Below are 14,986 nucleotides of genomic sequence, written 5' to 3'. Positions count from 1 at the left end.
TAAGTTATTTAGAGAATAGAATTATTAAAAGTAAAAACAGGTTTTAAATTTTTAAATACAATTTACTATCGCCAAACATGGATTGGATATCCATTATTCTGATTAGGAGTTACGTCCATTTTCCAAAATGAATCTAAATTATTGAGTCCATTCAGAAAATCAATACTTTTCATGTACTCAGAAGTTTTTTGTTTGGTACCATTAGCATTCCCAAGATAATAGGTATTATTTTCATCTAGTTCATCACTTATGAAGCTATAAGTTGCAATTTGGTCAACCTTAGAACTATCTTGAATATCTGGTAATTCACCAAGATTAAAGCAATATGAAACCCTACCGCGATCAACCAAACCTGCTATACCTGCAACTCTGACACCACCTGAAAGTTTTCCAGAGTTATAACAATGTTTAACATGTGATTGATCAGTTGAAGTTGCAACAAATGCAGCAATACCACCTACTATTGAGCTACCTATAATATCACCAGAATTAAAAGACTTTTGTATAAAGGTATCGTTCATAGATCCAACTAGACCACCTATGTATTCAGTACCCTCAATTGTGCCAACATTGTAACTATTTACAATAGAAGATGAACTGGATGTTTTACCAGAAATTCCTCCAGACATTTTTGTTCCTTCAACTGAACCTTCAAAAAAACTATCTTTTATAGTACCCGTTATAATTTCACCAACTAAGCCGCCCGTAACAAGATTACCTTGCACAACGGCTACGGAACTTGAATTATTCATTTCAAAATGAAACGCATCACCGCTAAGCCCTCCAATTCTATAATCTCCGGCTATACTTCCTTTAGAAGTACAATAATTCATAAAACCTGCTCTTGTATATCCTGCTATTCCACCCACATTTTCAGTACCCACAATATTTCCTTCAAAAATACAATTAGTAATAATACGAGTTTCACCTGTATTTGCATAGCCAATGATACCACCAACATAACGACCACCAGTTATACTGCCTTCAACTTTACAATTATCAATTAGCGGACTATGTGAATTCCCCACAATGCCGCCAGTATCCTTATCTCCACCTATTATATTAACGTTGACAGTATAATATTTTTGAATGTTGTGTTTGCATTTGTTTTTCCAAAAAGACCGGTATATCGAGCGTTAGGTGTATTGATGTATAAGTTTGAAATAATTTTATTATTACCATCTAAGTGACCTTTAAACTCGTAGTTATTTTTTAACCCACCAATGGACTGAAATGGTTTCGATGCAAGATTAATATCATTGACGACCCTAAAATATTTATAATAGTAATCATTGGGTATTTCTTTCAAAGTATCATTAACTTGTAGTGAAAGATAAAATAGGTGACCTGCAGTTTCTATTTGAAAAGGATTCTGCAAACTTCCATCTCCATTTTGCCAAATAATAGGGATTATTTCTATTTCTTCCTCTTCAAAAATCTCTTCTTCATCTATTTCTTCTTCCAAATCAATTTCTAAAATTTCTTCTTCAAGTAAGGGTTGTTCAGTTTCAGTACATGAAAATAACAATACAGAAAGAAGTAAAATTATAGGTAGTATTTTCATAATAGAAGTTTAGGAATTTCAAGGTTGGATTTAAATACTTTTCAATAACGATGTTTGATTTTAGTTATTGTTTTAAATCGTCCGTTAAACCCCAGTTAGAAGCGAATTCAATTGATTTTCTTAAATAAGAATTCGAGATGTTTTAAACTCCAAACATTTTTCATGCTATACACATTACCACTTCGCTCCTATCGTTGCTTAAGGCAAAGAGTATTCCATTACATTTTTGAGAAGAAAGTTTTTAGAAAGAAAAAAATTAAAGAAGATTGTAACAACTTTGCCCGCGCAACATCTCGCTCAAAAAATAAAGATTCTCATCTTTATTTTTATGCCGTAACCAAAGCTCAAGTTACATTACGCGGAACATTATGATACAGATTGATATATAAGTATTTTGGATTTCCGACCAACGCGGTAAAATTACATAGGACTGTGATAATGCGTATAACAATTAACCGGGTTGCTAACAACGCATTAGTTGTTATTAAAAGTCCAGCTGTAATCCGCTACTAGTTCATTGAGCTTTACTATCGTTGTAGGGTCAATTTCTGCGAACCCAGGAGTATTTTGATAATCAATATATCCGTTCATGGTCGAATTTAAAATCGCATGGTCATAGATTTGTGAAAGTATGATATCCAGCTCTGCAGCACTAATTTGATTCGCCCCTATATGAGCAACAAAAACTTTGGAATTAGATACCAAATTCAGCTCGCTTAGCAAATTATTTTCGACCGTCAAGTATTCAAGTTCTGTATTGCTAGACAGGTTTAGCGTACTTAGTTGGTTGTCATCAATATATAAACCATTCAAATTCAAATTAGTTGATAAATCGATACTTGTGATTTGGTTTTGAAACAAATCGATACGTCTTAATTCTGGGTTATTGGAAACATCCACACTAGTAATTTGATTACCCCCAGCAATAATCTCAAGGAGATTCGGGTTGTGGGAAATATTAATCGCTGTAAGGGCATTATAATTTAAATTAACAAGGTGTAGGTCTATGTTATTGGAGAGGTCTATCGAATTCAATTGATTTTCCCACGCATTCAATACGTGCAGCTTGCTATTATTGGATACATCGAGGTTTGATAATTGATTCGCTGTGACATTTAGGTTTTCCAAATTCAAATTTGATGATACATCAATGCTAGTTAAGGCATTATCATCCACAAAAACTTCTTTCAAATTCGGGTTGTTAGTAAGATCAATACTCGACAATGCATTTCTGCTTAAAGACAAGTTTTCTAAAACCGTATTCTTTGAGATATTGATATTGGTCAATTTACCTGTATAAATGCCCAAGTCCTTCAACAAGATTAATTTGCTCACATCAATACCTAATACATTGGTTTGATATTGATAGGTTTCGTTTGGGATTTCCCCAATAAAACTTAAGGTTTCAATAGCAGCAACAGGTCCACTTACGTTTATTGTAAATTCACCGTTTTGAGCATACGTATGCGATATCTCGTTTTCGATTCCAGACCCGTTAATAGTGGATACGTATTCTTCTATAGCACCATCCCCCCAATCTACTAAATAGATGGACCCAGTGATTGATTCTAATTTTAATGTCTTTGTTGTAAGCAACTCAGATTCATCGACAACCACGCTAAAGAAATCAGTATTTTTAGGGAATGTTAAACTTAATCCTGTATACCCAAAATCAACCGACGTATAACCCGCCGTATTGATGTTTTCAGTAACGGTTTCCTTCGTTTCATCGGATGTTACTACAAAATCAAAGGGTAATGGTTTAGTCGTGAATTGGGCTAAGACGGAACCTTCTTTCGGGGCAATTAAAATTACAACATTATTTGCATCAGTAACAATGAATTCTGTTACTGCATAAGTGCCAGCCTCTAAAGTAATTTCATTAGTTACAAAACTGTCACCATCTTTTTCCAATACAACTTTTTCTCTTGTAAGAATAGAATTTCCATTAGCATCATTTATACTCAAAAGAACAAATGTGGGGTCTAGTTTTTTTTGGTTTCCAACGGATTGGTTTTTTGCAGTTAAATCCTTATCCTCGATTCGAAATATTTGTTTGCCTTCTAATGCTATATTTGGTTCGTCTACTAACGTTGGTCTATCATCGTCTGAAGAACAAGAAATTATAATAATGGACAACAAAAGAACATATAGTATTTTTTTCATAATGTACGAGACTGAGAATTGTTGATTACTAATCTCTAACGTAAAACTAATAAGCAAAGTATTGGGCTTATATATAATCTGAGATTCCCATCCCACACACATTACCACTTCACTCCTATTGTCGCCCCGGACAAAGAGTATTTCATTACATTTTCAGGAAGTTTCTAGAAAGAAAAATTTAAAGGAAGTGTTGTCCCAAATAAGCCAGCTCGCCAACCTGCTCAAAAAAGAGAAGGTCTCCAAGACCTTCTCTTTTTATGCCATACCCAAGCAAAGTGTCATAAGGCAATACATTATTGAACAAAAACTAATTATTGCTTTTTTATGAGAGAAGCCTATTAAAAAGCAATAATTAATATGTTTTAACTCTTTTTCATTGGAGGTAAATCGAAAGCTGTTGCTTCGTGCTCAAAATGATTTCTATGTGAACCATCGCAAAAAGGTTTGTTATTTGAAAGTCCGCAACGACATATACCTAACACTGTTCTACCTTGTAAGTTATATGAATTACCTTGACTATCTACAATTTCAAAATCTCCTTCTACTTTGACAGACCCGTTACTATTTATGGTTAGTTTTGTTTTGCTCATAATCTTAAATTCTTTAATTTGATTTTGGTAAAAATAGGAATATAGATTTAATTTTTATCGTGAATAATTAAGAGTTATGAATTTTAAAACAACATGTAATAGCTTCTTATATTCATACTTTTTAAACTACGAAAATTTCACTTTAATTGTTTACAAGCAGTTATCGAGAGATGATTATTAAATTGAAGAGTAAGTGATTTGTTTTAGGTAGTAACTTAATAATACAATCTAAAATCTAGAGGTTCGTAGACATTGTAATTACTATTTGCTTCGCCGCTCATCATCAATTTGATAATATCGCCTATAAAATTATGATCAGCTGAGTAGTTGGACTTGGTCAAAACTCGTGAACCATTCGGGTATAAAAAAAGCGGGATGAATATCCCGCTTTGTATAAAAATATAGATTTTATTAATCTTCTAATGCAAGTTCAAAATCAAGTACTGTCTTATTAGCCGCATCTATTTGTACGTTATCTGCAGTTTGCATAATATAACCTTCTTTTTCTACTTCAACGGTGTAAGAACCCGCATCTAATCCTATAAGCATATAACTGCCATCAACATCAGAAAATGTTGTTGTATTCAGTGTATCTGCAACGAAAACAGCTATTTGAGCACCTTCAACACCTAAAAGTGTTTCTTCTTGTAATTCCGTCACAATTCCTGTAAGTGTGCCTGCGGTAGACATGTTACTCGCTTTAATAACTGGTTTAAAGTTAAAGCCAGTAATATTTTGTGTTCCACCTTTTGCCACAAACGATCTACTAACGTCAAAGTCCAATAACAAATCAGACGTTAATCCGCCACTTACGTTCAAACCAGGTTTGATAAAAATTTTGATTCCTGATTGTGATCCGCTTGGAACTTTAAGGTCATAGGTAGTACCATCTTTAAGAACTACGTTTATTCCTTCTACATAAACACGTATTAGGTCATAGGTGCCAACAGGTACATCAATATCTGCCAAATTTTTGGTAACCCCGTTGGTAAGCTCTAAAAGATTTACCTGTACCTCGTCTTCCATTAGAACAATAAACGGGTTATCTCCATCTGTTTCTACGGTTGTGCTGGTACTATCCATCATTTCGTCCTCTAGATTTATATCACCTTTATATCTAGCATCGACTTTGAAAATAGTTACATTGGCTTCTGCCACCAAATCATGGGGAAAGGGAGCGTCGGTCAACTTAACCGATAGTTTGCCATAATCACTTGTAACCTCATTGTCATCTGAGCAACTCATCACTAGCGTGCTTAGGGTAATAATTGCAATAGCGAGAATATTAGATTTCATAAATTTCATTTTTATCAATTTGTAGGTTTTACTTAAAAAATTAATATATACGCTAGGTAAACAACTAAGAACGAAAGTACCCTACTTGTAAAATCAACTATTGGATGAACTACTTGTTATTAATTACTAAAGTGCATTTATAAATAAGGTATTAGAAATGAAAAAGCTGGGCTTTTTGATTTGTAATAAACTGACTTTCTAAAAACTCTAAGATTTACATCTAAAATGACTCGAAGTTTTTTTTGTAGAGTTACTATACTATTATTTGAGTTTAATAATACAATCTAAAATCAAGCAATTTACAGACATTGTAATGTCTTTGGTGCAGCTCTTCTACAACTTCAAACATATCATCATCTTCTTTAAATAAGTTGAAGAATGCCTTGTCAAGGTTGGCGCTACTTACTCCGCTAAATACATTGCCATAACCAGACACAGCTTTTGCATTGGTAATGTCCAAAAAATATTGCGCTTCCTCTTCGTCTAAGTCTAGAATTTTTGCATTGGAGAAATGTAAAATCTTTCCTTTTAATCGTCCTTCAAATAGCTCTGCAATTTCCTGTAAGGTATAGTAGTAATCATTTAAGCAAATACTGTTGGCTTCACCATGCATCACCAAATAGATGATTTCATAGTCCTTAAAATTATGATCATCTAAAACCAGGGCATTTAAGCTATCTTCAAGACCTTCAATAGTGTCGCATGTTTTGTAGATACTTGCAATACCATATTTCATGGCCAGTTGCTCCAAGCTTTCTTGTGCTTCGGTAACATTGTCCGTTTCTATGTCTTGAACGCCTTCTAAACAATAAATGAAGTTTTCTTCATCTATAAATTGCTCTTGGGGTAATTGATTTCTTTTCTCTAGCAATATGCTGTAATTATATGAACCGCAAAATTACTGTAACTCATTTATACTTTTTATCGTTTTTGTATAAAATTCTATTCCAAACACCTCGCCCTCCCCCTTATTTTTAGTTTTTAAATTATAATACACCAATTAAACATGTTCAACAAAAAACGTCTCCGCAAATCAATTAGCTATTAAATAATTAAGGTATACAAAGACTTTCTGTAAGAAGTAAACTTATTTTTCCAATTTCAACTTTATATCAGAAATATGCATTTATACATCCGTAACTTTGCCAACTCAAATACCACAACATTTACGTCAAAAAATATGGACATGATAATCCCTAAGCTACATTACATACCAAAAGGAAACTCACCAAAAGAGATTTTGGAAAATATACAAAAGGCGTGTACTTCTGGTATAGAATTGGTACAGTTAGGTTTAGTAGATGTATCAGAAAAGAAATTTTTAAAAATAGCCGAAGAAGCTAGGGAAATCACTTCTCATTTTCAGACGCGGTTGATCATTGAGAATCAGTTTAAGATTGCACATACCATTAAAGCAGATGGTGTTGTATTAGATAAAACAGCGACCTCCCCTACCGAGGTACGAAAACTGCTATACACTTGGCAAATGATTGGTGGTACGGCAAACACCTTGCAAGACGCAGAAACACTGTTGGCCAAAGAAATTGATTATATCAATTTAGGTCCGTTTAAAGAGAGTATTAATGAAAAAGATTCGAGTCCGGTTTTAGGTTTAAATGGGTATACGTTACTAGTAGAAGCTTTAAAAACTCAAACCCCAATTATTGCTTTTGGTGGTATTACCACGGCAGATGTGAAAGGGTTATTAGAAGCAGGTGTATCTGGCATAGCGGTATCGGAAGAAATTACGAGCAATTTTGATAGTATAAAAACATTTCACCAATTACTACAAGCATCTTCAACTGCAGAACAACGACATACTTTTGAATAAAAAATAGCGCTAAAAAGCGCTATGGTATATGTTTATGATATAAGTAAGTTATCCGAAATTACATAACCGTACCATTGTCTAACCAGCGTTGTAACAAGGCATCATTATGAGAAATGGCTACGAGATGGAATTTGGTAAAACGATTAAAAACGCGTGATTCTTTAAGAGTTTCCATACAAACCGATACTGGATTGAGATAGTTGGAGTGTATTAAGAAAAGTTCGCCCTCCCGTTTTAAAAGATAGCCCACATGTCCCTCATCAAAACCTATAAAATAAAGTCCCTCTTGGGTTAATGTATCTATCTCTTCAAATGCTTTTTCATGGGTTTCTTGTTCCACTTGGGTAATTTCCGAACCACAACTGATCATTTTAGCCTCGTCTATGGGCGATTTTTGAGCCAATTTATAGCGGTTGATATTAATTCCCATATCTCGCAGCGTAGTTGAAATAAAATAACCACATGCAATTTTACCTTCATTAGGCGTAGCAGTATGTCCGCCAAAACTCCACGGAGTACCATACCAGTGGGGAATAATTTTATCTACCAGTTGATCGGCAAAAGCTGTTTTAATATGATCAATAGAAATAGTACCTGCCCGTAAATCTTCTTTTAAACGCAACCGCAGTTGATGGGAATCTTCTTTAGTACTGGCATAAGAATCAGCGATAGAATCTGATGCTATGTTAAGCACTATTGTTTTTTCTTTCTTAAAATTAGTTGATTTCGATACAGATGAAGTTCTTACAGCAGCAGTGCTATGATGCATCACCCTATTTGTTTTAGGTGATATATCATTAAAAAAGCCAAAAGAAAGTAGTATCGAAAAAAGAAACATAGGTTACAATAGATTTAGGGATAAGATACTATTATTAGAACGTATTAGTACTGAGTAAATTACATATAAAAAGTTAAAGTTTTATGATGCTTTTAGGTGTAGCTATACGCTTAGGTTCACTGCCCACCAGACATCATAATCTCTAGGCACTAGTGGTCTGTAACTCTGAAAACCTTGATCCGCAATCCGGAGTCCGGTAATTACACCCTTGTCATCACGTACATAGCTTATGAAAATAAACGAATGTCCGTATGGATCTAGTTTTGCAACATCGGCACCCTGTACCACCTCTATATAATCTTCTTTATACCGCCAGACTTGCATAAGGGCACCCGGTTTTAATTTTCCGCCCCAAATACCGGTAGAATCAACTAAAGTTCCCATACCGGCGTAGGTAATAGCACCCGCATTACCTTTGCCCCTATATTTTTCGGGAAGGCTTTGCCAGCTTTTATCTGGTTTAGAAGCAGTCACATAAAGCAAGTTAAATACCTGTTTAGAAGTATTTGTAGCCGTAGCCATGCTATCGGGAAAATCTTGATAAGGCAAATGACCGTGCACTTCTTTGTATGCCTTCTCAAACCGAGTTTTACTTACGGTAAGGCAATGTCCGCCAGGCTCTTTAATTTCGCTATTCAGATAGTTTTGAACAATTCTATCAGCTACGGGACTATCGCTATTAAAGTTGACCTCTTCTGAACTACTACTTAGTTGAGCATTACTATGGTCTTGTAGAAGTGAATCTTTAGGATGAATCGTTGATTCTGTTTGCGTTGGTGTTAGACTAATGTATGAATGATCATCTAAACCAAAGATTTGAATTACAGGCTTTGCTTTACCTGTACCGTTTTGTGTTTGTATGATAGTAGGTTCGGCATTAGAACTGTTTGTGTGCTGATTGTTTGTTTTGGTAGACGCACAACCCAAAAAGATAAAAACGATATAGAGATATGATTTCTTTAGCAACATTTTAAATGGGATGTGCTTCATATGAAAAGCTTGTATGCACGTTTTATTGATTTAACCAGCTAAATTTCCTAGCTGTTTATTGGTGTGCTTTTATAAACTAGCACCAGTATAAAGGTAACATAATTAGGCCCTTATATCAAGTGAAACGGTTTCAATGCTGGATGAGGCAATAGTAATTTGACGCTGTTATTTTAGTCCTAATATTCGCTTAAAAGTACGTATCTCACAGGTATAAAATTTTATAAGGATTTTCTGAAGGTTGAATTTTTTAGCTACTGTTTTCATGATGTCGTATATGTTTGTTCATGCTATTAGTATGGCAATACTTCATTTTATCACACAAAACCATAAAAATATTTTAGTTGTGCTTTGTTTTTTAAAGCTATCTAAAAATTTATTAGGCGCAATTATACTCCGGTCTGTTATGTATTTTTAAAAAGTGGTATCTATAAATTCTATGCTGTACACTTAATTTCAAAACAGAATTTTTAAATAGCGTATACCTTATAAGCAGAATCATCCGTTTAGTTGGTTTATATAATTAACTAATTATTAATATCTTATATAAAAATAGAGAATTGTAAATTACAGCTGCCAATTATAAAACGTACCACCAAATTATGGAAACCGAAAAAGAAGAACAACAAGACCATCAAAAAGAACTGGAGAAAAAATCTGAAGAAATAAAGGGTGGCAATGAGTACAGTGTTATTCTCAGTAGGGTTATTCATGAAGGAGAAGAAATTTTCAAGGTAAAAAATAAAGCCATGTTTTTAAGTGCGCTAATTGCCGGACTAGAAATTGGGTTTAGTTATTTTATGATCTGTGCGCTTTATTATCTATTAAACGGTACTATTGAAACGACGTTCATTTTTAAACTTTTTGCACTTGTATACCCTGTCGGATTTATATTGGTTATTCTCGGAAAATCTGCCCTTTTTACCGAACAAACATCGGTATTAGCTTTGCCTATGTTAAATGGTCAGCGCAGCATTTGGGAGTTATTACGTGTATGGGGATTAGTTATTCTAGGTAATGTTATTGGTGGAATTATTTTTGCTGTCTTTATCGGATTTCTTGCGCCTCATCTTCATTTGTTTACAGCGGAAACCATGGTAGAAATTGGTGCCCATGTCGCAAAAGAAGACTCTTGGGTACTATTAACAAGTGCCGTAGTTGCCGGATGGCTAATGGGGCTTTTGACCTGGTTGTTGAACAGTACCATGAATTCGTTGACTCGTTTGGTGCTTATAATAATGATTACCGGTGTTATAGGTTTTGGCGGATTTCACCATAGTATTGTAGGTAATATAGAAGTGTTTGGTGCCTTTCTACATTCCGCTGATATTAGCTTTCTAGATTACCTTTGGTTTTTATTTTTAGCATTGTTGGGTAATAGTATTGGTGGCGCAGTAGTTGTTGGATTATTTAAATACCGAATTTTTGAATCGAACTATGAAGAGAAGGTCTGATACTATTTGATTAAGTGATACTTAGAGCTTTATTTTTCTTTGTATTAGTTGTAGCCAAAGACAAGACGAGTTCTTCACATTTTCTTTTGGCAAAAGCTACGTAATCCGCATTATCATATCAGTTTTAAGTTGAAATTCAGCACAAAAAAATAGCGCAGTAACGCGCTATTTTTCATTTAACAATTAGGTAGAAATTTACAATCCTTCTAACATGAATTGCGTTACAAAATCATCATCAATATCCTTATAACTATTGGTACAGTAAATATGGTCAATGGATTCTTTAAGCTCATCGAAACCATAATTAAACTGTCCGTGGGTAACATATAAAAATACTTTGGTTGCGCCTTGTTTTTTTAAAGCTTCCGCCAAAAATTTAAACGTTCTGCCACCATCTGCCAAATCATCTACAATTAAGCATTCTTTGCCTTTTACATCACCTTGAATACTAATTTCAGGCGCTCCGTCTACACGGACTTTGTTAGAAGGCACTAAATCTGCATTTAGCTTTTCTGCAATTTCATGGGTAGTTTTATACGCACCAGCATCTGGACTCACCAATACTGGGTTACCGATTTGATTATAAGCCTTTTCAACATAGTCTACATGCGATATTTTTTCTGAATTCTCAATTAACGCCAATGAAATAGGACTGTGCGGATGTAAAATGGAAACCACATCAAATTTCATGTCATTTATAAATTTGCAAATTACTTTTAGATCGAAAGATTCTCCCTTATTAAATCGTCTATCTGATCGTTGCCCAATTAAGCAAAATATGGTGAGTTTAGCTACCGCTGTTTTATAGGTTGCATTAGTGGCGTCCCAAGCCTCTTTTATGGAAGCAGCTCTAAATAAATCTTCATAACTGTTTCCTCTAATTTTTATATGAATATCTCCGGCTTCAGCGATTTTAGCAGTAACCTGTCCGTCATGGAACTTTTTTATTTCGTATTTCATATAATTATTCTTTTAAAGAGTCTCTAACTTCCATTAAGGCATATCCTAATAAATTTTGGCCTTTCCACATATCCGGATTTTGTATATGTTCATCATTTGCCGTCATCCCGATTCCCCAAATATTATCATGAGGGCTAGCCTCTACTAAAATTCTATTGTTTGTACTAAGCAAAAAGGTAAGCAAATCTTCATTTTGTTTAAACTTTAAATAATTTCCCTTTTTAACTATATCATATTTATGTCTATCCCAAATATCTACATCAAAGTTGATAATTTGTCTTCCAAACTTTTTAACCTCCCCAGCTGAGCCACTTTTTAAAATTTTAGATAATATGTCTTCATTAACAAAGAGTCTTGCTTTTTCAGCCATCATCCAGTGTTCAGCCGTTAAATAAGTAATTCCTTCGTGCTCGAATCCTTTTTCAAACCATTGACTAAAGCAGGATTTACCTATTTGACCATTCCTGAGTGGTTGATGCCCCCAGAAAAATAGGTATTTAACCTCCATTTCTTCAATCTGATTCTTTAACCATTTATTACTATATTTCATAAGCTATAAATTAAAGATTCTTGTTAATACGGTCTCTAATCTCTTGAATGTTCGTTTGATTTACAAATTTTCCATCCTCATAGATTACTTGCAACTCACCTGTGTTTTCTTGTTCTGGTGTAACTTGATCCACCAATACGTATTCATTGTCGTGTAATTCAACTTTAACCAATCCCTTGGCAGATTTTTTAATTCCGTCGTCAGTAATAGGATCTTTGAAAATTTCTCTTCGTACACCATTTACCACTACAGAAGTATCTTTCATTGCAAAACCAAAGGTATCTCTAGTATTAAATTGGTAGGTAAAAGAACCAATACCAAGAACTACATTGGTGGTTGCGAAGCCTTTATCGCTTAAACGTTGGCAGATAGCTTCCGCTCTTTCCGTGGTAATGCTATCGCCATAAATAGCACCAATATGGCTATCTAAAACTTTAAAACCTTGTTCGTTAACGGTACCGCCAAAAATATCCCAAAGTAACTCCACTACCCCTTTATCTTTAGGAGTGTTGCTGCCTAGCGAACCAGATTCTCCACAAATGATATCAACAGGGTCTCCGCTATCTGGTCTTATGACAAGTTTACCATCTCTAGAAAGTACCTCTTCTTTTAATTGCGGAAGATACTCGGTAAGCACTTTCCATAAATCCCATGTATCACTAACTACAGATAGAATTCCCGTTGGGTAGGTGTTCATTAAAGCTCTAAAAGTACCTATTTCATCATCTTTAGTACCGGCACACATTACGGAGTGTTCAGTAGCATTTACAGAACCTACCACAAAACCCTCAGCATTATAATACTTACGTAGGCTACTTATAACCGGTAGCGTATCTGATCCAAGAAATACAGAAGCATGTCCCATACCAGATGATATTGCACTTTGCAAGCCGCCCATACCTCTCATGGAAAAATCGTGCCCTTGAAAATCAATAAAAGCTAGATTATCCTTATCGGTTAAAAGTGTCCATTTTTTGAAAATTCGCTTGTACAATAAAGCAATAGATGCCGATGTCATTGGTTGCCATAGCATAGTAGACAAAATGGTTTCTAAGAAATTGGTGATCCAATAGAACTTTTTATCGGTATTCACTACAGTAACCATAGGTACTCTAATGTCTACCTCTACCCCTTCTTGTAAGGACTTTACTTTAATTGGTAAATGTTGTAAATCGTGTAATTCCTCATAATGGGTAACATCATAATCCGTACCTAAATACAGTGATAATTCTTCTTTTAGCTCATTACACACTTCTGCTTTTGGCTTAGAAAAGAAGTTGTCCTGAAAATAATCATGTAACCATTGAAATACATACTGTTGCCCAAATGATAGCACTTTATCACAACCTTTAGGAGCATATTTGTTGCTTCTAGGTGTCCAGTTAGAATATACCTCTTCTGTTCCTTTAGGGTATTGTTGGTGGTGTCCTGTTTTATATCCGTCTGTTAGTAGTAATCCGTTCATAATGTTGGTTTTATTTTATAGTATTTAAAGCCTCTTCTGTACTAAGAACTATAGGCGTATTGTATTTTTTACACAAAGTAGTAACGTAGGTATTCTTATAAAATTCTTTAGGACAAATAACAATTAATTTATCGCTTGCCACGTATAGCCCCAACTCTACCAAAGATATTGGAGATAAGGCATTTGGAAGAAAATTTAGAAGGATGATATCTGCACTGTTTAAAGCATCTAGTTCCCAATTAATATGATTCTCCATCTCGCACTTGTTTAAAGAATCGTGGTCTTTATGTGTTGGGTCAAAAATGTGATGGCTATTTTCTAATGCAGCTATGCATTGTGTTCTCCAATTTGATGTAGTATTAGCATCCATACTACCCGCTACGAAAACATACTTCTCTCCTATTGCTTTATGGGGTATTGAAGTAGTTGAATTGTAAATCATAATTTGCGTTATTATGACGCAAATGTAAAACACATTAGGATACGAACCTAGAATATTATGCGTTATTTTTACGCAAACTAATTATATACCTAAAAAACAGTGTGTTATATTTCGAATATGATACCTTCTTTTTTAAGATGGAAGTATCTTTTTTGATTAAATTGGAATAAATTGGCGGGCCTACCAGAACCTTTAGAGACCTTTTCATCAAGTTCATCAAGTACATTTAAACCCATAATCTTCTTTCTGAAGTTGCGCCTATCTACCTCTCTGCCTAGTAACGTACTATATAATTTCTCTAAATCTGAAAACGGAAATTTTGTATCAAGCAATTCAAAACCTATAGGTTCGTAGGTAATTTTACTTTTAAGTCTTTTAATAGCGGCCTCTAAAATCTCCTTATGATCAAAAGACAATTCTGGCAGTTCATTTATATTGAACCACTGTACTTGTGCTGCATCTGTAGAAGCATATATTTTAAATGCATTAGGGCGAATTAATCCGAAATAAGCTATAGATACTACCCTACCCCTTGGGTCTCTATTCGGTTTCCCGAAAGTATACAGCTGTTCTAAGTAATTGATCTTTATACCAGTTTCCTCTTTAAGCTCTCGTTCAACAGCTTCTTCTAATGACTCATCATCCAATACAAATCCGCCAGGGATTGCCCATTTATCCTTAAAAGGTTCATACTTTCTTTTAATAAGTAATATGGAAATGTTACCAGCTTCATAACCAAAGACTACAGCATCTACGGAGAGTTGAATAGATTGTTGCATACTATGCGTATATTTTACGCTAATATAAGGAATAATAATTATTCCAATTACATACATATTATCA

Annotated in this window: 15 protein-coding genes; 2 read left to right on the top strand and 13 right to left on the bottom strand. The window is 34.3% G+C overall.

The annotated features are described in order from the left end of the window. Positions 1-65 precede the first annotated feature (65 nt). The 6 genes from ACEN2N_RS04635 to ACEN2N_RS04610 form a co-directional block, all read right to left on the bottom strand. Complete coding sequence (locus ACEN2N_RS04635) at positions 66-1,028, bottom strand: hypothetical protein (RefSeq protein WP_441823233.1); 963 nt, start codon at positions 1,026-1,028, stop codon at positions 66-68. Positions 1,029-1,057: 29 nt separating this feature from the next. Next, a complete protein-coding gene (locus ACEN2N_RS04630) occupies positions 1,058-1,564 on the bottom strand; it encodes a hypothetical protein (protein WP_441823232.1) in 507 nt (168 codons plus the stop codon). Positions 1,565-2,038: 474 nt separating this feature from the next. Further along, complete coding sequence (locus ACEN2N_RS04625; protein ID WP_441823231.1) at positions 2,039-3,730, bottom strand: leucine-rich repeat domain-containing protein; 1,692 nt, start codon at positions 3,728-3,730, stop codon at positions 2,039-2,041. A 362-nt stretch (positions 3,731-4,092) separates the two neighbouring features. Next, entirely contained in the window at positions 4,093-4,320 is a 228-nt protein-coding gene (locus ACEN2N_RS04620) for a CDGSH iron-sulfur domain-containing protein (RefSeq protein WP_441823230.1), read from the bottom strand. 411 nt (positions 4,321-4,731) lie between these two features. Continuing rightward, the gene (locus tag ACEN2N_RS04615; protein WP_441823229.1) at positions 4,732-5,616 is read right to left on the bottom strand and encodes a DUF4382 domain-containing protein; all 885 of its coding nucleotides are present in this window, start codon (positions 5,614-5,616) and stop codon (positions 4,732-4,734) included. A 271-nt stretch (positions 5,617-5,887) separates the two neighbouring features. After that, positions 5,888-6,487 (bottom strand): DUF6642 family protein, encoded by a 600-nt coding sequence (locus ACEN2N_RS04610; RefSeq protein WP_441823228.1) that lies wholly within the window; start codon positions 6,485-6,487, stop codon positions 5,888-5,890. A gap of 315 nt (positions 6,488-6,802) precedes the next feature. Between ACEN2N_RS04610 and ACEN2N_RS04605 the strand changes: the two genes are divergently transcribed. Beyond that, the gene (locus ACEN2N_RS04605) at positions 6,803-7,447 is read left to right on the top strand and encodes a thiamine phosphate synthase (protein WP_441823227.1); all 645 of its coding nucleotides are present in this window, start codon (positions 6,803-6,805) and stop codon (positions 7,445-7,447) included. 58 nt (positions 7,448-7,505) lie between these two features. On the opposite strand, the gene ACEN2N_RS04600 is transcribed toward ACEN2N_RS04605, so the two are convergent. Then, entirely contained in the window at positions 7,506-8,219 is a 714-nt protein-coding gene (locus ACEN2N_RS04600) for a hypothetical protein (RefSeq protein ID WP_441823226.1), read from the bottom strand. Between the two features lie 168 nt (positions 8,220-8,387). Continuing rightward, on the bottom strand, positions 8,388-9,275 hold the full coding sequence (locus tag ACEN2N_RS04595) for a hypothetical protein (protein ID WP_441823225.1): 888 nt from the start codon (positions 9,273-9,275) through the stop codon (positions 8,388-8,390). A gap of 599 nt (positions 9,276-9,874) precedes the next feature. On the opposite strand from ACEN2N_RS04595, the gene ACEN2N_RS04590 reads away from it, so the two are divergent. Next, positions 9,875-10,726, top strand: a complete 852-nt coding sequence (locus tag ACEN2N_RS04590; protein WP_441823224.1) for a formate/nitrite transporter family protein — start codon at positions 9,875-9,877, stop codon at positions 10,724-10,726. A 195-nt stretch (positions 10,727-10,921) separates the two neighbouring features. Here the strand turns inward: ACEN2N_RS04590 and ACEN2N_RS04585 are convergent, their stop codons facing one another. From ACEN2N_RS04585 to ACEN2N_RS04565, 5 genes are all read right to left on the bottom strand, one after another. Then, the gene (locus tag ACEN2N_RS04585; protein WP_441823223.1) at positions 10,922-11,686 is read right to left on the bottom strand and encodes a phosphoribosyltransferase family protein; all 765 of its coding nucleotides are present in this window, start codon (positions 11,684-11,686) and stop codon (positions 10,922-10,924) included. A gap of 4 nt (positions 11,687-11,690) precedes the next feature. Continuing rightward, entirely contained in the window at positions 11,691-12,236 is a 546-nt protein-coding gene (locus ACEN2N_RS04580) for an NADAR family protein (RefSeq protein ID WP_441823222.1), read from the bottom strand. A gap of 10 nt (positions 12,237-12,246) precedes the next feature. Continuing rightward, positions 12,247-13,701 (bottom strand): nicotinate phosphoribosyltransferase, encoded by a 1,455-nt coding sequence (locus tag ACEN2N_RS04575; RefSeq protein ID WP_441823221.1) that lies wholly within the window; start codon positions 13,699-13,701, stop codon positions 12,247-12,249. 10 nt (positions 13,702-13,711) lie between these two features. Further along, positions 13,712-14,143 carry a nucleoside 2-deoxyribosyltransferase domain-containing protein gene (locus tag ACEN2N_RS04570; RefSeq protein ID WP_441823220.1) on the bottom strand — a complete coding sequence of 144 codons (432 nt, stop codon included), beginning with the start codon at positions 14,141-14,143 and terminating at the stop codon, positions 13,712-13,714. A gap of 104 nt (positions 14,144-14,247) precedes the next feature. Next, positions 14,248-14,922, bottom strand: coding sequence for an NUDIX hydrolase (locus ACEN2N_RS04565; protein WP_441823219.1), 675 nt, complete (start codon positions 14,920-14,922; stop codon positions 14,248-14,250). Between the last annotated feature and the right edge of the window lie 64 nt (positions 14,923-14,986).

Origin of the sequence: Maribacter spongiicola (genome assembly GCF_052119685.1) — a bacterium.
Lineage (GTDB): Bacteria > Bacteroidota > Bacteroidia > Flavobacteriales > Flavobacteriaceae > Maribacter > Maribacter spongiicola_A.
Note: the sequence above shows the minus strand (reverse complement) of the source record. Positions and strands in the feature narration are given on the sequence as shown.

What these genes read in the sequence shown, in the direction of transcription:
- ACEN2N_RS04625 (WP_441823231.1), bottom strand. Translation starts at nt 3,730, where the DNA reads ATGAAAAAAATACTATATGTTCTTTTGTTGTCCATTATTATAATTTCT.
- ACEN2N_RS04575 (WP_441823221.1), bottom strand. Translation starts at nt 13,701, where the DNA reads ATGAACGGATTACTACTAACAGACGGATATAAAACAGGACACCACCAA.
- ACEN2N_RS04615 (WP_441823229.1), bottom strand. Translation starts at nt 5,616, where the DNA reads ATGAAATCTAATATTCTCGCTATTGCAATTATTACCCTAAGCACGCTA.
- ACEN2N_RS04565 (WP_441823219.1), bottom strand. Translation starts at nt 14,922, where the DNA reads ATGCAACAATCTATTCAACTCTCCGTAGATGCTGTAGTCTTTGGTTAT.
- ACEN2N_RS04605 (WP_441823227.1), top strand. Translation starts at nt 6,803, where the DNA reads ATGATAATCCCTAAGCTACATTACATACCAAAAGGAAACTCACCAAAA.
- ACEN2N_RS04630 (WP_441823232.1), bottom strand. Translation starts at nt 1,564, where the DNA reads ATGAAAATACTACCTATAATTTTACTTCTTTCTGTATTGTTATTTTCA.
- ACEN2N_RS04595 (WP_441823225.1), bottom strand. Translation starts at nt 9,275, where the DNA reads ATGAAGCACATCCCATTTAAAATGTTGCTAAAGAAATCATATCTCTAT.
- ACEN2N_RS04620 (WP_441823230.1), bottom strand. Translation starts at nt 4,320, where the DNA reads ATGAGCAAAACAAAACTAACCATAAATAGTAACGGGTCTGTCAAAGTA.
- ACEN2N_RS04590 (WP_441823224.1), top strand. Translation starts at nt 9,875, where the DNA reads ATGGAAACCGAAAAAGAAGAACAACAAGACCATCAAAAAGAACTGGAG.
- ACEN2N_RS04570 (WP_441823220.1), bottom strand. Translation starts at nt 14,143, where the DNA reads ATGATTTACAATTCAACTACTTCAATACCCCATAAAGCAATAGGAGAG.
- ACEN2N_RS04580 (WP_441823222.1), bottom strand. Translation starts at nt 12,236, where the DNA reads ATGAAATATAGTAATAAATGGTTAAAGAATCAGATTGAAGAAATGGAG.
- ACEN2N_RS04585 (WP_441823223.1), bottom strand. Translation starts at nt 11,686, where the DNA reads ATGAAATACGAAATAAAAAAGTTCCATGACGGACAGGTTACTGCTAAA.